General features: G+C 61.2%; 20 protein-coding genes and 1 riboswitch. Of the genes, 10 read left to right on the top strand and 10 right to left on the bottom strand.

The annotated features are described in order from the left end of the window. Positions 1–15: 15 nt before the first annotated feature. Positions 16–489, bottom strand: coding sequence for a preQ(1) synthase (queF, locus tag NAP1_RS01095; RefSeq protein ID WP_007163360.1), 474 nt, complete (start codon positions 487–489; stop codon positions 16–18). A gap of 760 nt (positions 490–1,249) precedes the next feature. Here queF and NAP1_RS01090 point away from each other — a divergent pair. From NAP1_RS01090 to NAP1_RS01050, 9 genes are all read left to right on the top strand, one after another. Continuing rightward, positions 1,250–2,296, top strand: coding sequence for a hypothetical protein (locus tag NAP1_RS01090; protein ID WP_007163359.1), 1,047 nt, complete (start codon positions 1,250–1,252; stop codon positions 2,294–2,296). A 48-nt stretch (positions 2,297–2,344) separates the two neighbouring features. Further along, positions 2,345–3,214: a sulfurtransferase gene (locus NAP1_RS01085; protein WP_007163358.1), complete on the top strand. Its 870-nt coding sequence runs from the start codon at positions 2,345–2,347 to the stop codon at positions 3,212–3,214. Beyond that, entirely contained in the window at positions 3,211–4,428 is a 1,218-nt protein-coding gene (metC, locus tag NAP1_RS01080) for a cystathionine beta-lyase (protein ID WP_007163357.1), read from the top strand. Before NAP1_RS01085 ends, metC begins: the two co-directional genes overlap by 4 nt. Continuing rightward, positions 4,425–5,543: a mechanosensitive ion channel family protein gene (locus NAP1_RS01075; protein WP_007163356.1), complete on the top strand. Its 1,119-nt coding sequence runs from the start codon at positions 4,425–4,427 to the stop codon at positions 5,541–5,543. The genes metC and NAP1_RS01075 overlap by 4 nt, the downstream gene beginning before the upstream one ends. 100 nt (positions 5,544–5,643) lie before the next feature. Further along, positions 5,644–6,399 (top strand): uroporphyrinogen-III C-methyltransferase, encoded by a 756-nt coding sequence (gene cobA, locus NAP1_RS01070; RefSeq protein WP_040464598.1) that lies wholly within the window; start codon positions 5,644–5,646, stop codon positions 6,397–6,399. Beyond that, the gene (locus NAP1_RS01065) at positions 6,396–6,695 is read left to right on the top strand and encodes a DUF2849 domain-containing protein (RefSeq protein ID WP_007163354.1); all 300 of its coding nucleotides are present in this window, start codon (positions 6,396–6,398) and stop codon (positions 6,693–6,695) included. Before cobA ends, NAP1_RS01065 begins: the two co-directional genes overlap by 4 nt. Next, positions 6,695–8,338, top strand: a complete 1,644-nt coding sequence (locus tag NAP1_RS01060; protein WP_007163353.1) for a nitrite/sulfite reductase — start codon at positions 6,695–6,697, stop codon at positions 8,336–8,338. The genes NAP1_RS01065 and NAP1_RS01060 overlap by 1 nt, the downstream gene beginning before the upstream one ends. Further along, complete coding sequence (locus tag NAP1_RS01055) at positions 8,331–8,795, top strand: DUF934 domain-containing protein (protein WP_007163352.1); 465 nt, start codon at positions 8,331–8,333, stop codon at positions 8,793–8,795. The genes NAP1_RS01060 and NAP1_RS01055 overlap by 8 nt, the downstream gene beginning before the upstream one ends. Continuing rightward, positions 8,788–9,591 (top strand): phosphoadenylyl-sulfate reductase, encoded by an 804-nt coding sequence (locus tag NAP1_RS01050; RefSeq protein ID WP_007163351.1) that lies wholly within the window; start codon positions 8,788–8,790, stop codon positions 9,589–9,591. Before NAP1_RS01055 ends, NAP1_RS01050 begins: the two co-directional genes overlap by 8 nt. Before the next feature lie 4 nt (positions 9,592–9,595). On the opposite strand, the gene NAP1_RS01045 is transcribed toward NAP1_RS01050, so the two are convergent. After that, positions 9,596–10,015: a hypothetical protein gene (locus NAP1_RS01045; protein ID WP_162013454.1), complete on the bottom strand. Its 420-nt coding sequence runs from the start codon at positions 10,013–10,015 to the stop codon at positions 9,596–9,598. A 64-nt stretch (positions 10,016–10,079) separates the two neighbouring features. Between NAP1_RS01045 and NAP1_RS01040 the strand changes: the two genes are divergently transcribed. Beyond that, positions 10,080–10,670 (top strand): hypothetical protein, encoded by a 591-nt coding sequence (locus NAP1_RS01040; protein WP_007163349.1) that lies wholly within the window; start codon positions 10,080–10,082, stop codon positions 10,668–10,670. On the opposite strand, the gene NAP1_RS01035 is transcribed toward NAP1_RS01040, so the two are convergent. From NAP1_RS01035 to NAP1_RS01000, 8 genes are all read right to left on the bottom strand, one after another. After that, positions 10,667–11,581 (bottom strand): NAD(P)-dependent oxidoreductase, encoded by a 915-nt coding sequence (locus NAP1_RS01035; protein ID WP_007163348.1) that lies wholly within the window; start codon positions 11,579–11,581, stop codon positions 10,667–10,669. The two genes, NAP1_RS01040 and NAP1_RS01035, sit on opposite strands and share 4 nt — an antisense overlap. A gap of 4 nt (positions 11,582–11,585) precedes the next feature. Further along, on the bottom strand, positions 11,586–12,719 hold the full coding sequence (gene proB / locus NAP1_RS01030) for a glutamate 5-kinase (RefSeq protein WP_007163347.1): 1,134 nt from the start codon (positions 12,717–12,719) through the stop codon (positions 11,586–11,588). 59 nt (positions 12,720–12,778) lie between these two features. After that, positions 12,779–13,849 carry a GTPase ObgE gene (gene obgE / locus NAP1_RS01025; protein ID WP_007163346.1) on the bottom strand — a complete coding sequence of 357 codons (1,071 nt, stop codon included), beginning with the start codon at positions 13,847–13,849 and terminating at the stop codon, positions 12,779–12,781. A gap of 40 nt (positions 13,850–13,889) precedes the next feature. Continuing rightward, positions 13,890–15,842, bottom strand: a complete 1,953-nt coding sequence (locus NAP1_RS01020; protein WP_007163345.1) for a TonB-dependent siderophore receptor — start codon at positions 15,840–15,842, stop codon at positions 13,890–13,892. 118 nt (positions 15,843–15,960) lie between these two features. After that, positions 15,961–16,193, bottom strand: a riboswitch (cobalamin riboswitch). 6 nt (positions 16,194–16,199) lie between these two features. Beyond that, entirely contained in the window at positions 16,200–17,141 is a 942-nt protein-coding gene (locus tag NAP1_RS01015) for a hypothetical protein (RefSeq protein ID WP_156777163.1), read from the bottom strand. Positions 17,142–17,338: 197 nt separating this feature from the next. Then, positions 17,339–18,097, bottom strand: a complete 759-nt coding sequence (locus NAP1_RS01010) for a Bax inhibitor-1/YccA family protein (RefSeq protein ID WP_007163343.1) — start codon at positions 18,095–18,097, stop codon at positions 17,339–17,341. 149 nt (positions 18,098–18,246) lie between these two features. Next, positions 18,247–19,056, bottom strand: a complete 810-nt coding sequence (locus tag NAP1_RS01005) for a pyrroline-5-carboxylate reductase (protein WP_007163342.1) — start codon at positions 19,054–19,056, stop codon at positions 18,247–18,249. A 29-nt stretch (positions 19,057–19,085) separates the two neighbouring features. Continuing rightward, a complete protein-coding gene (locus NAP1_RS01000; protein ID WP_007163341.1) occupies positions 19,086–19,592 on the bottom strand; it encodes a YbjN domain-containing protein in 507 nt (168 codons plus the stop codon). Positions 19,593–19,613: the final 21 nt, after the last annotated feature.

Here is a 19,613-nt window from a genome sequence, read left to right as displayed (position 1 = left end):
GATCAGTGGCTCGCCTCAACCACGCCCGCGATAAGGGGCGACACCTTGATCGGGCAGCCACAGCCCCTCGGGCGGAGCGCCGCTTTGCCAGAATACATCGATCGGAATGCCGCCGCGCGGATACCAATAGCCGCCGATGCGCAGCCATTTGGGCTTCATTTCCTCGAACAGCCGCTGACCGATCCCGACTGTCACATCCTCGTGAAAGCCGTTGTGGTTGCGGAAACTGCCGAGGAAGAGCTTAAGGCTCTTCGATTCGACGATTGTCTCACCGGGCGCGTAATCAATCACGAGGTGGGCGAAATCAGGCTGGCTCGTCACCGGGCACAGCGAAGTGAATTCGGGCGCTGCAAACCGCACGAGGAAAAGGGATCCGGCGCGCGGGTTGGGCACGTAATCAAGCTGCGCTTCCTCAGGAGAAGCGGGCAGCGGAGTATCCTTGCCCAGAAATGCGGGCGCGCTTTGGGGGTTTTCAGGTGTGCTTTCCATGCCGCGCTGTTGCCGCGAAAGGCGCTCGCTTGCAAGCGAGGAACTGGACGGGCAGGATTTGCGAATTATGTCACGTTGGGTGAAAACACCCCGAGCGGTGATAGCCACGCAACTGGCCATATGCTCGCCGCAAGAACGATAAGAACCGCGAAGAAAAACCCGCATGATGCGCGCGCCGCCCCTGATTTCGCTTTGTACGAGCCGCCCACTCCCGCTTGTAAGTGGGATTGCGGTCGCGACATCGCTGGTTCTGGCGAGTCCGTTGGCTGCGCAGCGGACCTTCTCTTTGCCGCAGCCAACGCCGACACCGACCTCGACAAGTGCTCCGCAGGGCCCTGTAGATGAGCGCGCTGGCGTACAAATCGGGCCGCGCGTCATTCGCACGCCGACACCCACGCCAACTCCGGCTCCGCGTGCCACTCAGGCGCCGCAAGAGTCCGCACCAACGCCGACACCCACTGCAACACAACCGGTTGAGCAGACCCCGGCTGCAAGCGCGCCTGCCCAACAGACACAAGAGCGGTCCAGCACACCTCCGACAAGCCGCACCGCGCCTACCCGGCAGCCAACCCGTTCGACGCCGCGACCAGCCGCGACGGCGACTCCCGCGCCGAGCGCACCGCTGCGTCTCAATCGCACTCTGACACGGCGCCCCGCTCCTCCGTCAGATCCCGCACCCGCGAGAGAGGTAGCGCCGCCTCCGCCCGAGCCGGTCGAGGAAACTTTCGTCGATGATCCCGCTTCCGGTACCCAGGTTCCATTGGGCGATCGGATCCAGCCGGGATTTGAGACGCTGGGGCCAGAAGGTGAAGAGCTTGCCCCGGTTGGTCCCGATGACTGGTACGACGTTGGCCGAGACGGAGAGATCGGATCGGGTTCGAATTCGGGGTCTCGCACCAGCGCGCCAGTATCTGAGACCGGCTTCACTCCCGCAGACCCGCTCGACAGCACCCAAAACCGGGTCATTGCGGCCTTCGCGGTGCTGCTTGGCCTACTCGCCGTGCTCGCGGGTGTCATTTGGTGGCGCAGGCGGCGTGAGGAGCTGAACGGGCAGGAAATCCCCAACACGGTCCTTGCTTCCGGCGTCCTCGGTGCGATTCCCGGCCGCGATCCCAAGCCGCAACAGCCATCTGGCGGTGCGGGCGCAACCGACGATGTAGAACGGGCAGAGGAAACGCCAGCGGCAGACGATAAGGATGGTGAGACCGTTCGTTCGGAGCCTGAAGAAAGTGTCCGACCCGAACCCGATCTGGCCCCGCCCGAGACTGTCGCATCAGCAGCGCCGAATACCAATGTCGAACCGGCGCGTATCGACCTTGAAATCGATATCCCGCTCGCCTCGCGCAGCATGATGATGTTCATGATCGAGTTCAGCCTGGAAGTGGCGAACCGGTCAGACCGGGCTGTGCGCGACGTCACTGTTGCCGCAAAGCTTGCCTGCGCTCGCAAGGGAGGCGGCAACGCCGCACCTGCGGGCGGGGGACAGCCTATCGCCACGATCGAGCGTATCGGCCCGCAACAAAGCCGCCGGGTCACGGGCAAGATGCAACTTCCGCTCGCCGAAGTCACTGCAATCCGTCAGGGGTCAAAGCCCCTATTCATCCCGCTGCTTCATGTCACTCTCGAAGGCGAGGGCGTGGTCGCCACCACTCGTAGCTTCGTCCTCGGCACGCCAAGCGCCGCAAGCGACACGCGGGTCCACCCTCTCCCTCTCGACGGGCCTCCGGGAAGCCTGCCTCCAATGCGCGCGCAGCCGCTGAAGCAGCCCGTCTCGCAGCCAGCCTCGGGCGATACAGAGGCGGTCTGATCGGCAAAGCTTGGCGCGCGCAACCAGCCACGCTAGTCATTGCGTAAGATGGCTGACGCGTTTCCGATCCTTGTTTCGACCCAATGGCTTGCCAGCAATCTCGAAGCCGCCGACATCGCCGTGCTTGACGCATCGCGTCATTTGCCCGCTGCTAATCGCGACCCGCGCGCCGAGTTTGAAGCTGGCCATATTCCCGGCGCACGCTTTCTCGATCTTGAAACCTTGACCGATGGGGGATCGCCAGTTCCCTCGGCGCTGCCCACAGCAGGGCAAGTTGCCGAGAGGATTGCGCAGCTTGGCATAACACACGAACACCGCATTGTGCTCTACGACGACAGCGCGGTGAAGACGAGTGCGCGCGCCTGGCTGGCGTTGACGTCGCATGGGCTTGCAAATGTTGCGATCCTCGATGGAGGTCTGGCGAGATGGAAGACTGAGGGGCACCCGCTTGAAAGCGGCGTCAACGAGTTTCCCGCCGCAGCTCCGGCAGTTCTTCGCGATGATAACAACGTCGCGACAAAGGGCGAGATGCTTGCCAATCTCGAAACCGGCGCTGAGCAAGTGCTCGACGCAAGAGCAGCCGATCGGGTTTTCGGTAGCGGGATCGACCCGGTCCATGGTGGGCAGAACGGCCGTATTCCCGGTTCTTTGAACCTGCCGTTTAGCGCGGTGTACGCCGATGACGGCACATTCAAATCGCCCGCCGCCCTTCGCGCAGAATTCGAGCAAGCAGGCGTCGATATGCAACGCCCGCTTGTTGCCACTTGCGGAAGCGGCGTCACCGCAAGCGTCCTCCTTTTTGCTGCAAGGCTGGCAGGAAAGCAGGACGTGCGACTTTATGATGGCAGTTGGCAGGAGTGGGAGGCCGATCCGGCAACTCCAAAAGCGCAAGGCCCAGCGGATGTGACCGGGTCATGAGCGGCGCTGGCGACGACAAGCATCTGGGGCCAGGCTCGCGCGTTACGCGCGCCGGTCGCCGAGAGGAATGGACAGGGCGCGTTGTGAACACGCCAGTGTGGCGAGCCTCGACGCATCTCTACGAGAGTGAAGCGCAGCGCAAGGCAGCTACGGGCTCCAACAGTGATGGCGAATTCTTCTACGGGCGGCGGGGCGCTCCGACCCAGTGGGCGCTGGCCGAAGCCTTGACCGAGATTGAGCCCGGCGCTTTTGGCACTGTGCTTTATCCCAGCGGAGTAGCAGCGATCGCGGGGGCGCTTCTCGCAGTGTTGAAGCCCGGCGACACGCTGCTGATGAGCGACAATTCCTACGATCCATCGCGCAGCATGGCGACAGGTTTACTCAAACGCATGGGCATCGCGCATGCTTTCTTCGACCCGCTGGACCTTGGCGCGTTCGAAAACGCGCTGGGCGAACATTCGCCGCGGGCCGTGTGGTTCGAAAGCCCCGGCAGCCTGACGATGGAAGTGTGCGACGTGCCCGCTTTCGCTTCGGCTGCGCGCGAGGCGGGAGCGGTGACGCTCATCGACAACACCTGGGCGAGCGCGCTCGGTTTCGCCGCGCTCAACCATGGCTGCGACATCACAATGCAGAGCCTGTCCAAGCATGTTGGCGGACATTCTGACCTGATGATGGGTTCGGCCAGCGCCGGGGAGCGGTGGTACAAGGCGTTGCGCCGCACGTCTCAGCAATTGGGGCAGGTGGTCTCACCCGATGATGCAGCGCTCGCCGCGCGCGGGCTGCGCACGATGGCCGTTCGGCTCAAGCAATCGACAGCGAGCGCGCTGCAAATTGCGCAGTGGCTCGCCCAGCAACCACAGATTGCCGAGGTCATGTGTCCGATGCTCGAAGGATCGCAGGGCCACGAGCTCTGGACGCGTGATTTTACCGGCGGCTGCGGGCTGTTCAGCTTCGTCCTGAACTCCGATGACCCCGATGCGAGTGGAAGATTGGTGGATGCCCTCGACCTGTTCGGGATCGGCTACAGCTGGGGCGGCTTTGAGAGCCTTGCCCTCCCTATATTCCCGCATCAGCACCGCGACGTCATGGCCTCGCCTACGTTCATCAGCGGGGGTGGCACACGGCCAGCCGTTCGCCTATCGATAGGGCTTGAAGAGTCAGGGGACCTGATTGCGGACCTTGAACGCGCGCTCTCGCAACTGGATAACTCATGACCGCGACCACGCCTACCGCACCTGAGACGATCAACGATCCGGCCAACGAAGCCCAGGAAGGCGCGGAGGGTCAGGCACCCGTCGAGCAAGCGCCTGAAGACCTGCAACCCGGCCAGATCTGGAGCTATGCCGAGGAAAGCGAGCAGGTTCAGGAAATCGTCGGCGTCGCAGAAGGGTCGAAGGAGGCGATTGCGTCGCGTAGCGAAACACTGGGCGCTCTGATCGATACGCTCGATAGCTGGGCGCTGGTGGTCGGAGACATTCGCGTCTCTGCTTTCGACGTGCTGTTCCTGATCGCCACGATCGGTCTTGTCATTACGGTTGCGTGGACGCTCACCCGCGTAGCGCGCCGCGTGCTTGGCAAAGTCTCCCGTTTCGACGAGGCGCAGAAGGTTCTGGCGGAAAAGCTGCTGACCATCGTCATCTGGACGCTGGCCTTTCTGATCACGGTCGACCTCGTCGGTATCGACCTGACTGCCCTTGCATTTTTCGGCGGTGCATTCGGTCTTGCCATCGGTTTCGGCCTCCAGAAAACCTTCGGCAACCTGATTTCAGGCATCCTTCTGTTGCTGGACAAGTCGATCAAGCCCGGCGACGTGATTTCCGTCACCGATCAGGCGGGCAACGAGGCGGTGGGACAGATCCGCAAAATCGGCATCCGCGCGATTTCAGTCATTACCCGCGATCAGACCGAACACCTGATCCCGAACGAAAACCTGATGGTCAACCAGGTGGTCAACTGGTCCTACTCAAGCCGCGACGTTCGCGTGAAGGCGCCCGTCGGTGTGTCTTACGACAGCGATCTCGACCTCGTGACCGAGCTGCTCTATCAGGCGGTTGCCGAAACCAACCGAATTCTGAAACGCCCCAAGCCGCGCGTCAACATCATGGAATTCGGCGATAATTCAGTGAATTTCGAGATCCGCTTCTGGATTCAGGACCCCGAAGAAGGCCTCGCGAACATCCGGTCCGACGTCTACATGCGCATCTGGCAGCTGTTCAAAGAAAACGACGTCGAGATCCCGTTCCCGCAGCGCGATTTGCACCTGCGTTCCTCGAAACAGCTCGACCAGATCGTCGAGATGATGAGCGGCGGGAAAGTCGTGGGCGAATAGCTACCAGCGCGGTCGGAAAAACACCGCCGAAAGCTTTCCTTGCGCTCCCCCAATCCATTCTCGCTGGCGAGTGGACGCGCCTTCGCCCATCTCGCAAGGCATGGAAATCGGAACTATTTATCTTGTTGGCGCAGGTCCGGGTGACCCCGACCTCCTGACCCTGCGCGCTGCCCGGCTGATCGAGCGTGCCGAAGTAATCGTCCATGACGGGCTGGTCAGTCGCGAGATACTCGCGATGGCACGGCCCGATGCGCTCCTCATTTCGGTCGCCAAGCAACGCTCCAGGCACACCCTGCCCCAAGACCAGATCAACGCCCTCCTCGTGCGTGAGGCCAAGGCGGGCCGTGATGTGGTTCGCCTCAAGGGCGGCGACCCGTTGATCTTCGGCCGCGGCGGTGAAGAAGCCGAAGATGCGCGCGCCTCCGGTGTCTCGGTCGAGATCGTACCCGGTATCTCCGCTGCCAACGGCGCGGCAGCAGCCACACAGATCGCGCTTACCCACCGCGACGCGTCGAGCGTGGTCAGCTTCGTTGCTGGCCAGTGCAAGGGCCTTTCCGATCAGGACTGGACCGGCCTTGCTGGCAAGGGCCGCACGCTGGTGATCTATATGGGCGTCAAGACTGCACCCCAGATCGCGGAGAAGCTGATGGCGGACGGACTTGCCCCGGACATGCCGCTTGCTGTCATCGAGAATGCTGCACGCCCCGAAATGCGCGTCCTGCGCGGTCCGCTTGCTGCCCTGCCCGACCTTGTCGTTCGCGAGGCGGTGAAGAGCCCTGCCCTTATCGTCATCGGCGACGTCACCGCGCGCGAAGACGCTGACATCGCGAAGCTCGCCGTGGAGGCACATCAATGAGAGTTCTCACCGGAAACGACCTCAAGACAGGCGATGTCGTCTGGTGGACGGGCGAAACGTGGTCGCGCCATGTCGATGAGGCTGTCGATGCGGGCGAACGCGCGGAGGAAATCCTCGCCGCCGAGGAAGCCGCACGCCGCGTCAACGTCCCCTACGTGATCGAGGCGACCCGCGAGGAGGACGGCAGCGTGCGTCCTGCTCACATCAAGGACCGCATTCGTGCGCTCGGCCCCACGGTGCGGCCCGACCTCACGCTCAAACCCAAAGACCCCGAAGCGATTGACTGGGTAATCTGATGTACAAATACGACAATTATGACCAGCAGATGGTCGATGCTCGCGTGGAAGAATTCCGCGACCAGGCGCGCCGCCGTCTCGAAGGAAAGCTGACTGAAGACCAGTTTAAGCCGCTGCGGCTGATGAACGGCCTCTACCTGCAATTGCACGCTTACATGCTGCGCGTCGCCATCCCCTATGGCACGCTCAATTCCGAGCAGATGATCGCACTTGGCGATATCGCGGACAAATATGACCGCGGTTACGGCCACTTCACCACGCGCCAGAACCTGCAATACAACTGGATCAAGCTGGAGGATGCGGCCGACATCCTAGCCGACCTTGCCAAGGTCGAGATGCACGCGATCCAGACCAGCGGGAACTGCATCCGCAACATCTCAAGCGACCACTTTGCAGGCGCCGCGCATGACGAATTGGTCGACCCGCGCCCTTACGCCGAATTGCTGCGCCAGTGGTCGAGCTTCCATCCGGAATTCACCTACCTGCCGCGCAAGTTCAAGATCGCTGTCATCGCGGCGGAAAAAGACCGCGCGGCGATGCGGCTGCACGATATCGGCATCCAGATCGTGAAGAACGACGCCAAAGACGGTGGGAGCGAAATCGGTGCGCGCTTTTTCGTGGGCGGCGGCATGGGTCGCACCCCGATGGTCGCGCCGATGATCCGCGACTTCGTGCCGCTCGATCAGCTCATCACCTATGCCGAGGCGTGCCTTCGCGTCTACAATCGCTACGGTCGCCGCGACAACAAGTACAAGGCGCGTATCAAGATCCTCGTCCACGAACTGGGCAAGGACGAATACACGCGCCAGGTCGAAGAAGAATTCGCTCACTTGCTGAAGCAGGGCGTCGAACCGCCGCGCGAGGAGCTGGAACGGATCAAGCCGTACTTTTCCGATCCGGCGTTTGAGGACGGCCCCAAGAGTGTCGATCGTTCCGATCCCGACTTCGCCGTCTGGGTCGACCGCAACACGCACCGCCACAAGCATGACAGCTATGTCAGCGCAGTCATCTCGCTCAAGCCTGTGGGCGGCATTCCCGGCGATGCGACCGGTGAGCAGATGCGTCTGATGGCGCGGCTCGCCAAGCAATACAGCTTCGACGAGCTGCGCATCATGCACACCCAGAACGTGGTCCTGCCGCACGTCAAGATCGGTGACCTGCACGCGCTCTGGACCGAGCTTGAAGCCGCCGGCCTCGGCTCTCCAAACATGGACACGATCGAGGACATGATCGCGTGCCCGGGGCTCGATTATTGCAGTCTCGCCAACGCCCGCTCAATCCCGCTTGCACAGCGCATTTCGGAACGTTTCGATGCCTCGGGCAAGACCAGCAAGCTGGGCGAACTCAAGCTCAAGATCTCGGGCTGCATCAACGCCTGCGGGCACCACCATGCAGGCCATATCGGCATCCTCGGCGTCGACCGGAAAGGCGTTGAGAACTATCAGCTCTCGCTCGGCGGCTCGGAAGCCGAGGACGTGAGCCTCGCCAAGATCACCGGCCCCGGCTTCACCGAAGACGGCGTGATCGAAGCGGTCGATACCGTCACCAACGTCTATCTCGCCAACAAGCAGGGCGAGGAGCGTTTCCTCGACACCTATCGCCGCATCGGCATGGAGCCGTTCAAGGAGGCGCTTTATGGATAATCCGCTGGGCACTTCCCCCGACGACGTCCAGTTCCGCTTCCGCGATGACGAAGTCGCCGACCATGGCACCGTCACCGTCGATGCATGCTGCGAGCAGACCAACGCCACCGCCGTTCGGATCGAACCGGGCGACGATGCGCGCGTCCTGCTGCCCCATCTCGACCGGATCGCGCTCGTCGAAGTCAACTTCCCAACCTTTGGCGACGGGCGCGGCTATTCGGCTGCGCGCATCCTTCGCGAAGAGGGCTACACTGGCGAACTGCGCGCCGTGGGCGATGTCGGCATCGACCAGCTAAGCCATATGCGGCGCTGCGGCTTTGATGCCTTTGCGCCAGACACCCCGCTCGACGAAGAGGACGCAAAGCGTGCCTTCGCGACATGGGAAAACGTTTATCAGCACGCCGTAGACACACGTGGAGGGGCGCGGCGCACCATCCCGGAGCTGCGCCATGAATAAGCCCCCCGAACGTCTCGAAGCGCCATTCACCACCGACGAAGCCCGCGCACGTGCAGTCGACCGGCTCGACACGGGGCCGCGCTTCACCGAACACGATGCGGTGCGCCTCAATCGCATGTTCCGCGGCTCATCGACGCAAGAGATGCTCGAGGCGGTGATCCAGGGACATCTCGCTGGCGATATAGCGATCGTATCGAGTTTCGGTGCCGAGAGCGCGGTGCTGCTGCACCTCGTTGCGCAGGTGAAGCCGGACATTCCGGTCCTCTTTCTCGACACCGGCAAGCATTTTGCCGAGACCCTTGAATATCGCGACGAGGTGGTCGCAAAGATCGGCCTCACCAATCTCCAGATTCTCACTCCGGACGAAGCGGAGCTGGCCGAAAAGGACGAAAGCGGTCTTCGCTGGTCCTACGACCCCGATGGCTGCTGCGAGATCCGCAAGGTCAAACCGCTGGCGAAAGCGCTCGACCAGTTCGATGCAAGCTTTACCGGGCGCAAGGCGTTCCAGTCCTCGACCAGAGCCAATCTGCCGCGTTTCGAAATCGACACGTCCGACGCGCAGGGCCGTCTCAAGATCAATCCGCTGATCGACTGCAGCGCAGAGGATATCGGCGCCTATTTCGAGGAGCACGACCTGCCTCGCCACCCGCTGGTCGCACGTGGCTTCCCCTCGATCGGGTGCGAGCCGTGCACTCACAAGGTCGCGCCGGGCGAAGATCCGCGCTCAGGCCGTTGGAAGGGCTGGGACAAGACCGAATGCGGCATCCACAAGCCGGGCGAGGAACCGTTCTTATAAAGGCTCAGAGCTGCTCGATGCGCTCTATGACCGAGACGATGCCTGTGTCAGGATCTGTGGTCCTCCAAACACCATCCTCGCCAATCTCGTCGAGATAACACTTCTCGACGGCCCCTTCGGCCTTGGGTGTGAAGCACGGCAATTGAGGGGTTCTTTGGACGTATGTGCCTTCTTCGATCAATTTGCCATCGGCGTCGGTGAACACGTAAGTGCCATCGCTGCGCAGCTCCTCAATCAGTACAAATCCGGTTTCGTCCACTGCACGGTAGAAGCCCTCTGCCGGCTGGCCGTCGGCCGCTAAGCTTGCCTCGAGCTCAGCGGGATTCGAAACGGGCGCATCGTCGACCTGCACACCTGTCTCTGCCCCGCACGCCGCAAGCATCGCGATACCGTTCAAGCCAATCATTGATCTGATAACGCGCATGAATTTCCTCCGTCATGCGAACCTGTGCTCTTGCACACTTTGTGTCTAGCGATATCGTGTGGGCATGATCACTGTCATCTTGCTCGCCGCTGCACAGCCCGAAATCCCAGCTCAATCTGCTGAGCCCGATTGTTCTTATGACCTTGAAGCCATGCTCGAACTGGACCGTCAGGCCTTTGATCAAGACATACCGGATGGAGGCTGGCGCGGTCTATCGCGCGAAGGTTGCCACGAAGCTGCGGCGGAGCTCATCCGCACTTGGCGGCACCAGAAGCGGGATCACAACTCGATCCTTTATTGGCACGAAGGCCAGATGCGCGCCTATGCGGGGCAAACGAAAGAGGCGATCGCGCTGTTTGAGCTAACCCGCAAATCTCAGGATTTTGACGCGGATTTCGGCTGGAACCACTACGTCGATGGCACTGTCGCCTTCCTGCGCCAGGACCGCGAAGGGCTGGAGCGCGCAAAGGAACGGCTAGCCACGATCCCGGAACCATCGAACAACAGCTTCACACGGCCTGATGGCACTGTCGTGCAAATGAGCTGGCCGCCCAATATGAACGTGCTCAATCGTTTCGAGTATTGTTGGGGCAAGACTTACAAGGAAGCTTATGGCGGCGAAGAATGCACTCCGCCAGCAGACGAAGCCGACTAGAGCCAGCCCTGTTCCTTGTACCACTGCGCCGTCATGGCGAGGCCCGCCTCGCCTCCCCAAACCGCTTGCCAGATCGACAATGGCGGCGCTTTTCTAAGGTCGCAGACCCAGTCGTCGTGCAACATGTAGCCGACACGGTCCTGCGTAAGCTTGGCCTTCCCACCTCGTAGCAGCCCGTCCACCTGCGCTCCCAGTTTCATGACTGCAGGAGGCAGCGAAACGGCTGTTGCCCTCGGATTGCCGACCGCTTCGCCGATCATCTCGGCCAATTCCTTGTGAGTGTACCCAAACGCGTTGTCGTCCCATGGCTCGTAGGTCTGGCCGCGGGTCACCGGGTTTACCGGAACAAGCGCAACCAAGAGGCGCGCCAAATCCTCCACATGGATGAGCGAGCTTTTGCCTTCCGGCGGTACCGGCACGATGCCCAGCTTTGCCGCCTTGAACAGGTCGAGGTAATCCTTGTCACCCGGACCATAGACCCCCGGCGGTCGGACGATGGTCCAATCGAGGCCACTGTCTTCAACCAGCCTTTCCGCCTTTGCTTTCGATGCGCCATAGGCCGACAAATCCGGCTCGCGCGCCGACAGGGAGGAGACGAACACGAAACGCTCAATGCCTTGCGACTTGGCAGCGGCGATCATGTTGGCTGTGCCTGTCACGTTCGCGGCTTCGAAGCGCCCGGGATTGGGTGTGCTGGTGAGCCCTGCAACATGGATCACGGCATCGCATCCGCTCACCAGTTCCTCCAAGGCTTCGGCTCGGTCGAGAGTTCCTGGCACCCATGTCACCCGTTCGCGCGGCTGAGCATCGCGCCGGGTCAGGGCCCGCACGTGCAGCCCTTTCTGGACCGCGACATCGAGCGTCGCCTTGCCCACGAAACCTGTCGCTCCGGTGATGGCTACAATCGGCATGGCGCTACAACAGAACCATCTGATCGCGATGGATCACCGCTGAGCGCGGGATCGTGCCCAGCTTTTCGGAAAGCTGTTCGCTGCGCAGACCCTTGATCGCATCGCATTGGTTCGAATCGTATTCGACCATACCCTTGGCAATCATGCGTCCATCGGGGTCTTCGATAGCGATCACGTCCGCGCGTTCGAACTTTCCGAAGACGTCGGTCACACCTGCAGCAAGCAGGCTCTTGCCTCCGCGCAGCGCTTCTACCGCTCCAGCATCGATCCTGAGCGAGCCGTTGAAACGCATCCTTCCACCGATCCAGGACTTGAATGCGTTGTCATCGCGCTTGGGCAGGAAAACTGTTCCCAGGTTAGCGCTCAGCGCGCGGCCAATGGGGTAGTCATCGACGCCCTTGATGATCGTAAGCGCAATCCCCGCACGTTCCGCGATTTCAGCGGCGAGCAGTTTCGAGCTCATGCCGCCCGACCCCATGCCCGACCCAGAGCCGCCTGTGGCCATGGCGTGCATTTCCGGAGTGACGCCGCGAACCTCTTCGAGCAGTTCTGCATTCGGCTCGCTTGGATGCGCGGTGTACAGGCCCTCGACATCGGTCAGCAGGATCACGCCATTGGCGCCAGCCGCCTGAGCGACGCGCGCTGCCAGCCGGTCGTTGTCGCCGAACTTGATCTCTTGCGTCGCGGTGGTGTCGTTTTCGTTGATGATCGGGATCGCACCGCGCTCAAGCAGTTCGCGCAAAGTGGCTCGCGCGTTGAGATAGCGTCCGCGATTTTCAAGATCATCAAGCGAAAGCAGCATCTGGCCGGCCATCAGATTGTGTTCGGCAAACATCTGCGCCCATGTGCTGGCGAGAAACACCTGCCCGACGGAGGCTGCGGCCTGCGCATGTGCGAGCGTATCGCGACCGCCTCCGGGCAATTCAAGCATGGCTGCGCCCAAGGCAACCGAGCCCGATGCCACGACGATCACTTTCTGCCCCCGCTCACGCGCACCGGCAATTTCGTGCGCTACGCTGCGCAGCCAGTCGAAACGCGGCGTCCCGTCAGTATGGACGAGGAGCGCCGAGCCGATCTTTATGACCAGCGTCGGACATTTGGACACATCGCGAAAATCGAGGAGTGCTTCGATAGTCATGCTGCAGTGCACCTAACGATTGGAGCGACCAATTTAAAGGGCTCCCCACAATGGCACTCTCAGATCGGTGACCAGTCACCGGTATCGTCACCGCTCTCTTCGCCGTCACTTTCGCTCGGAGCAGCGTTTGTCTCAGTGGCCGTGCGGTCGGGTAGATAGCTTAGAACCGCATCCATGAGTTCCTCGATCCCTTCACCGCTCGCACCCGACACGGCGAAAACCTTGTCTGCGCCTGCTGCGATCAGCTCCTCGGCGAAGGCGACGCCCAGTTCTTCGTCAGCGAGATCCAGCTTGTTGAGCGCGACGAGCTGCGGCTTGTCTTCAAGACCGGCGCCATAGGCCTCCAGCTCTTCCTTTACGATGCGCATGGCTTCGACCGGATCGTCGCCTGCAATGTCGATCAGGTGGACGAGCACGCGGCAGCGTTCGATGTGGCCAAGGAAACGATCGCCGATCCCTGCGCCGTCCGCCGCGCCTTCGATGAGGCCGGGAATATCGGCGAGCACAAACTCGCGACCCTTGTGACGCACAACACCCAGCTTGGGGACCAGCGTGGTGAAAGCGTAGTGACCGACCTTCGCCTTCGCATTGGAAACCGCGTTGATGAAAGTCGATTTGCCCGCATTGGGAAGACCGACAAGGCCTACGTCAGCGAGCAGTTTCAGCCGCAGCCAGACCCACATCTCTTCGCCCGGTTCACCTGGCTGATGCTGGCGAGGCGCGCGATTGGTCGCGCTCTTGTATGAGGCGTTGCCTCGTCCGCCGAGCCCGCCTTCGAGGAAAGTCACGCGCTGGCCAACCTCGGTGAAGTCAGCCAGAACCTCTTCCCTGTCTTCGGAAAGAACCTGCGTGCCTACCGGAACCTTGATGACGAGATCATCGGCGCCTGCTCCGGTCCTGTCCCTGCCTTGGCCGTGATTGCCGCGCTTTGCCTTGAAATGCTGGGAATAACGGAAATCGATGAGCGTGTTGAGGCCAGGGACGGCTTCGAAGATTATATCCCCGCCCTTGCCGCCATTGCCGCCGTCGGGTCCGCCATATTCGACATACTTCTCGCGCCGGAACGAAACCGCTCCGGGCCCGCCGGCGCCCGACTTGAGATAGATTTTTGCCTGATCGAGGAAATGCATGATCGCGCATCTATGCATTTCCTCATCAGATTGCGAGCGTTTAGAAAGCCGCGCTGAAACCTGCGATCACCGTTCGCCCCGGAGAGACGAAGGAGAACACCTGCTCATATTCCTCGTTCAACAGGTTCTCAGCCCTTGCAAAGATGTCGATGCCCTCAGCAATCTCGACCCGCGCATTGAGATTGACGAGCGTGTAATCGTCGAGCGTGGTCAGCGGCGCAGGGAATGTTCCGGCTGAGAAGTCGTTGTCGAAGGCGTCGCCATTGTGGCGCAACACTAGTGTTGCAGATGCCATGTCGCGTGGTGCGGTCCATGTCAGCGCAGCACTCGCGATGCTTTCAGGACGGCGAACCTCGATCACTCCGTCTTCGTCTGCATCCAGATAGGTGTAGGCCGCATTGAGGGTCCATTGGGGGCCAATTTGCGCAGCCAAGGCCACTTCAACGCCCTGTTGCTCACTTTCGGTGGCCCGGTTTCCCGGTGTCGCGACAAAGGTCGGCGGAGAGAAAGTGGTGAAGATCTCGCTTTCAAGCTCGGCATTGAAATAGGTCACCGAAAGGACAGCATCGCCATTCGCGAAGGTCTGGTCGAGGCCTATTTCCCAACTGGTCGATTCCTCGGGCTCAAGGTCGGGATTGCCGACAAAGGTGCCATCGAAAAAGCCGAACAGCTCGAAAAAGGTGGGGTTCTTGACCCCGGTGCCCACGGCAGCTCGCACGCGGGTCGTCTCGGTCAGTTCGTAGCCGGCACCGATGCGGAACGTCGTCGTGTCCTGAAACCGATCGTTGAAATCGTGACGAATGGCTGCCGAGAAATCGAACCGATCGCCTGAATGCCGATATTCGCCGACAAGGCCGACATTCTCGGTTTCCTTACGGTCATCAAATGTCGCGACGTTATTGAAGCCTTCCTGCTCGTAATCGACTGCAAATGTGATGCCGCCCTCATCGTTGATCTGGAAAGCCGAGACATAGGACGCCTTGAAGCGGTCGCTTTCGGTTTCGCTGGTCAGGCCAAAAGGTGCGAAGGTCTCGCGCGCAACATCGGCCAATTGCAAAGACACGTCATGCGTCCAATCGCCACCCAGGGTCTCCAAGCGCCCGCCGACAAGCGCGTAGATCGCCTTGTTTTCAAAGCCTACGCCCGGACTGTCGATCACAAGGCCGAATGTCGGGCTGCCGAATGCGAAATCCTGGTCATTGGTCTCGCCTTCGGTTTCGACATAGCGGGCGGTTGCGCGCAGTTCGAAGTTCTCGGACACGTCTGCTGAGAGCTTGCCAGAGAACGTATAGCTGTCGCGCCCGATATCGCGCAGGCCATTACCGGCGATTGCGCGCGCATTGGGTTCGCCATCGGTGCTGACCACAGTGGCTGAAAGCGAGGCTGCGAGAGTCCCATCATCGACGCCCCAGCGCGCCGCGCCGTTGATCGTGTTGTTCTCGCCGCCTTCAAGGCGCACGCCAAAGCCGTCGAAGCGGCCGCTATCGTAAGCGATCACACCGCCGATCGCGTCATTGCCGTAAAGCGCCGATTGCGGACCGCGGAGCACTTCGACGCGGCTGCCAAGCTCGGCCTGTAAGGTGCCGATATCGAACTCTCCGCTCCCCGGATCGGAAACCTCGATGCCATCGACAAGCAAGAGAACCTGGTTCGCCTCGGTCCCGCGCAAACGCACCTGCGTCTGACCGGCAACCGAACTTACCGCTACACCCGGCACATCGCGCAGCACATCGGCGATGTCGCGAGTCTGGCGCTGTTCCAGCTCCTCTTCGTCGATCACGGTGAATGAGCCGGTGTATTCGTTTTCCAGGAGGTCCGTGTCGCGGCTCGCGGAGACGAGAATCTCCCGGCGGCTCGCAGCGATCGACATGTTCGAGGCATTTGCGCTGACCGGCTCGTTTGCCCGATCTGTCGCCTTGTCCTCGGCCACCGCGGGCACGGACCAGAGCAGCGCGGCGCCCGACGCGCCGCACATCAATTTCAGCATTTTCATCGTTCGGTATCCCTTCCGAATAAGCAACAACGTACCGCGAAAGGCGAACCTTGCGCGGCACTCAAAGGTCGTCGCTCGAAACGAAGGTTATCCGCGCCTCTCCAATCCCTGAGAGGGGCAACAAGCGACACGCTCCGGTCGGTCTCCTGGCTTGCGGGTCGCTGCTTGTCGCACACCTTCCCAAGCGTTGTCCGCTCAGTGGTTGCTTCCAGAAGAGGAAGCGCGCGCGAAAAGCTCGCCGCTTACAGTTGCAGGGACAGCTGCGGAATTGCCCAATAAGGGGCGCACCGCATTCCCGTTACCGATGCGTGATGGTCGATTTAGCCGGGTGCCGAATGCTCGGCAAGCCGCTTAATCTCACACGGATGGACCGCCATCCTGAGAGGGCGGCTCTGTTGCGACCGGCTCGACCACCGGCTGCGATATGACGTTTTCTTCGACAGGCACCACAGGCACCGCGACGCCCGTTTCAGGGTCAGTGACCGATCCCGCTGCAGCCGTAGGATTGGCGACCACTTGCGTGGGATCGCTGGTCGGTCCGGGAACCGGCACGCCATTGGCCTTGGCAGCCTGTACCGCGACCCAGCCGGGCTGCGAAGGGCCGAACAGGTCGCCATACTTCACATCCCATTCGTAGGACGCTCGTTGGTACTGCTCATATTCGTCGAAGAACTGGTCGAAAGGCGCTTCGAGCAGGGTGAAATTGTCCATCGCAAAGGCCACTGGATCGCTTGGCGGGGCAGCGTTGTAGCGGTTCGAGATGTCGAGTGCCGCGCGGCAGAAGCGGGCGCGTGCTGGGGGCAGGGCGAAGAAGTTGTAGACCGCAGTCATTTGTTCTTCGCGGGCGAGAATGCCTGCTCGCCTTGCGCCCATTTCCTGGCGGTAGGTGCGATCAATCCGATCGTTCACCTGGCGCAAGGGCCGGGAATAATCATCGATAAAGGCGCTGTAAGCCGTCAGGATTGGCTCGTATTGCGCCGATGTACAATTGAGCGCCGCAACGTTCCACGCAGAGCGGAAGTGCCACACCTTCTCATCATCGGTGATCCCGCGATTGATGGTTTCGCGCAAGCCTAACGCATTCCTCACCGGAATTTCCATCACATAGGCTGCCCCGCCCGGCGGAAGAGGACGATACGGCGTGCGTTCTACGACCGGGGGAGGCGGCGGTGGCGGTGGTGGTGGCGGGGGAGGAGGCGGCGGTGTGGCACAGGCGGAGAGCAATGCGACCATCGTCGCCACCGCCGTGATCTTTAGCGGTGCGCGTGTCTTGCCGCGCGTCGCATTTCCAGTGCTCATACCAATGTCGCCTCTCATAATCTGCCCCCAACGCCTCGAGTAACATGCTGAAGTGCGCCTGACTGCGCGCTGAAGCATGCGTACCGAATACGGACACGCCGTGCGTTAGGTGCGCTGTATGACAAAGCAAATGCCCGAAGCCTACGTTTAGGCTCCGGGCATCCACTTGTATCAACAGTTTAGTGCGAGCTTGGCGCTTATTCGCGGCTGCCCAGGAACTGAAGCAAGAACATGAACATGTTGACGAAATCGAGGTAGAGGCTGGTCGCCCCCATGATAACCGCCTTGCCCATGAATTCGGTACCGCGCAGATACTGGTAGTCGTTCTTCAGGCGCTGCGTGTCGTAAGCCGTGAGGCCTGCGAAGATCAGCACGCCGAGGCCGCTGATGACGAAAGCCATCGCTTCCGACTGCAGGAACCAGTTGACGATCATCGCGACGATCAGGCCGATCACGCCCATGATCAAGAAGCTGCCGAAGCCCGACAGGTCTTTCTTCGTGGTGTAACCGAACAGCGACAGACCCGCGAAGGCCGCAGCCGTTGCGAAGAAGGTCGTTGCGATCGATTCACCCGTGTAGACGAGGAAGATCGTCGACATCGACATGCCCATCACGGTCGCGAAGGCCCAGAACACGATCTGGAGCGTGGTCTGGCTCATCTTGTGAAGGCCAAAACTCATCGCGAGGATGAAGCCGAGCGGTGCGAGCTTGATGATCCACAGCAGCGGGCCGCCATTCATGTACAGCCACGCGACAGCGGATTCGTTACCGCCCCACGAGAACAGGATCGCGACAATGCCGGTCAGCAGCACGCCCGATGCCATGTAGTTGTAGATCGAGAGCATGTACGAACGCAGGCCCTCGTCATAAGACGCGCGGCTGGCAACATCGCCGCCTGCGCGCGGCACCGAGCCGAAGCCCTGAGTGGTGCGCTGTGTGTCTTTCCAATCAGCCATTATGGATCCCTTGTGTCCAAAAGCCGGCGCGAAAATACGCGCCTCTGGCGAAGAATATCGGTGTTTTCGGGTGGCTTTTCAAGCGAAACCGGACCCAATTCGACGAAAGTCGTTCATTTTACCGCGTGGTATGATTAACGGAAACTTGCCTATCCGCCTGCCGAAAGCTCCGCGCCACGGTCTCGCGTTGCGATCAGGGTGTCAGTAAGCAGCTTGACCAACGCTTTGTCTGCATCGAGCACGTTCATGCCTTCGCGGGTCATTCCGCCGGGACTGGCGACGCGGTCGGCCAGCTCACCGGGCGAAATGTCCGAGCCCGCCGCAAGCGAGGAAGCCCCATCCACCATTGCGAGCGCGAGACTGGTGGCCTGCTCGTCCTCCAGTCCGAGATTGCGCGCCGCTTCTGCAAGCGCGTCGATGAACCGGTAGACAAAGCCCGGCCCTGAGCCTGCAAGCGCGGTAACGAGGTCGAACTTGCCTTCTTCCTCGAGCCACACTGCAGTCCCGAGCAGATCGAACAGCGCAAACGCAGCGTCGCGCTCGCTTCCATCAAGACCATCTTCGAGCAGAATGATCGGCGACTTGTTTATGCGCGAGGCGAGGTTTGGCATGACGCGCACATGGGCCGCAGCACCCGGAAACGCCTTCTTCAGCTGGGCCAGCGTCAGTCCGGCGAGCAGCGAATAGATCGTCACTCCTTCGCCGGTCAGCTTTTGCAGCCCTGGTGCAAGATTGCCGAGTTGCTGTGGCTTGAAGCCCAGCATCACCGCGTCATGCGCGCCCGCCGCCTCGGCCTCGGCGGGATCTCGGTAAAGCGTCACGCCTTCAGGCGCGGCTTCCATTCCCGGATCGAGGATCGCAAAGCGCGAGGGATCGACACCGGCAGCAAGCCAACCGGCGAGCATTGCTCCGCCCATATTGCCGCAGCCGATGATGAGTAGTTGGTTGATTTCTGACACTGGTAAGTCCCCTTTGGGGCCTCACATGGTTATGCCTCCCCCTCCGCGTCAACCATTGCGGCTTCAAGAGCGCCTTGCGGGGTCTTGTCGCCCCACAGGACGAACTGAAATGCGGGATAAAAGCGGTCGCATTCGTCGATTGCGTTTTCGACCAGCGCCTGTGCTTGAGCAATCGAGAGCATGCCATCGTCGCCCAACAACACGCCGTGGCGGTAGATGAGAACATCGCCCTGAGACCAGATATCGAAGTGGCCAAGCCAGACCTGCTCGTTGACAAGGCTCAAAAGCTCAAAGGCGCTGTGTTTCTTTTCCTTGCTTACGCGGATGTCGGGCAGGCAAAGGAATTGCAGGACATTATCTGCGCTGCGCCAGATGGCGCGCAATTGATACTTGGCCCAACTTCCCTGGACCTCTCCAACCATCTCGTCATCAGAGACGACTTCGCAGTCCCAGCCTCGCGCTTCGAAAAGCGCAGCCAGCATCTCGACCGGCGCAGCATCGTCCTCGGCGCTGTATTCTGGTTCGCGGGGTCTCATGGCTGAGCGCTCGTGAAGGGT

Origin of the sequence: Erythrobacter sp. NAP1, assembly GCF_000152865.1 — a bacterium.
Lineage (GTDB): Bacteria > Pseudomonadota > Alphaproteobacteria > Sphingomonadales > Sphingomonadaceae > Erythrobacter.
This window is presented reverse-complemented; position numbering and strand designations above follow the sequence as displayed.

Coding starts and splice junctions, on each gene's coding strand:
- cobA (WP_040464598.1), top strand. CDS start 5,644: ATGGAAATCGGAACTATTTATCTTGTTGGCGCAGGTCCGGGTGACCCC.
- proB (WP_007163347.1), bottom strand. CDS start 12,719: ATGACTATCGAAGCACTCCTCGATTTTCGCGATGTGTCCAAATGTCCG.
- NAP1_RS01015 (WP_156777163.1), bottom strand. CDS start 17,141: ATGAGCACTGGAAATGCGACGCGCGGCAAGACACGCGCACCGCTAAAG.
- NAP1_RS01060 (WP_007163353.1), top strand. CDS start 6,695: ATGTACAAATACGACAATTATGACCAGCAGATGGTCGATGCTCGCGTG.
- NAP1_RS01085 (WP_007163358.1), top strand. CDS start 2,345: ATGGCTGACGCGTTTCCGATCCTTGTTTCGACCCAATGGCTTGCCAGC.
- NAP1_RS01040 (WP_007163349.1), top strand. CDS start 10,080: ATGATCACTGTCATCTTGCTCGCCGCTGCACAGCCCGAAATCCCAGCT.
- NAP1_RS01050 (WP_007163351.1), top strand. CDS start 8,788: ATGAATAAGCCCCCCGAACGTCTCGAAGCGCCATTCACCACCGACGAA.
- metC (WP_007163357.1), top strand. CDS start 3,211: ATGAGCGGCGCTGGCGACGACAAGCATCTGGGGCCAGGCTCGCGCGTT.
- NAP1_RS01010 (WP_007163343.1), bottom strand. CDS start 18,097: ATGGCTGATTGGAAAGACACACAGCGCACCACTCAGGGCTTCGGCTCG.
- queF (WP_007163360.1), bottom strand. CDS start 489: ATGGAAAGCACACCTGAAAACCCCCAAAGCGCGCCCGCATTTCTGGGC.
- NAP1_RS01020 (WP_007163345.1), bottom strand. CDS start 15,842: ATGAAAATGCTGAAATTGATGTGCGGCGCGTCGGGCGCCGCGCTGCTC.
- obgE (WP_007163346.1), bottom strand. CDS start 13,849: ATGCATTTCCTCGATCAGGCAAAAATCTATCTCAAGTCGGGCGCCGGC.
- NAP1_RS01055 (WP_007163352.1), top strand. CDS start 8,331: ATGGATAATCCGCTGGGCACTTCCCCCGACGACGTCCAGTTCCGCTTC.
- NAP1_RS01045 (WP_162013454.1), bottom strand. CDS start 10,015: ATGCGCGTTATCAGATCAATGATTGGCTTGAACGGTATCGCGATGCTT.
- NAP1_RS01065 (WP_007163354.1), top strand. CDS start 6,396: ATGAGAGTTCTCACCGGAAACGACCTCAAGACAGGCGATGTCGTCTGG.
- NAP1_RS01075 (WP_007163356.1), top strand. CDS start 4,425: ATGACCGCGACCACGCCTACCGCACCTGAGACGATCAACGATCCGGCC.
- NAP1_RS01000 (WP_007163341.1), bottom strand. CDS start 19,592: ATGAGACCCCGCGAACCAGAATACAGCGCCGAGGACGATGCTGCGCCG.
- NAP1_RS01035 (WP_007163348.1), bottom strand. CDS start 11,581: ATGCCGATTGTAGCCATCACCGGAGCGACAGGTTTCGTGGGCAAGGCG.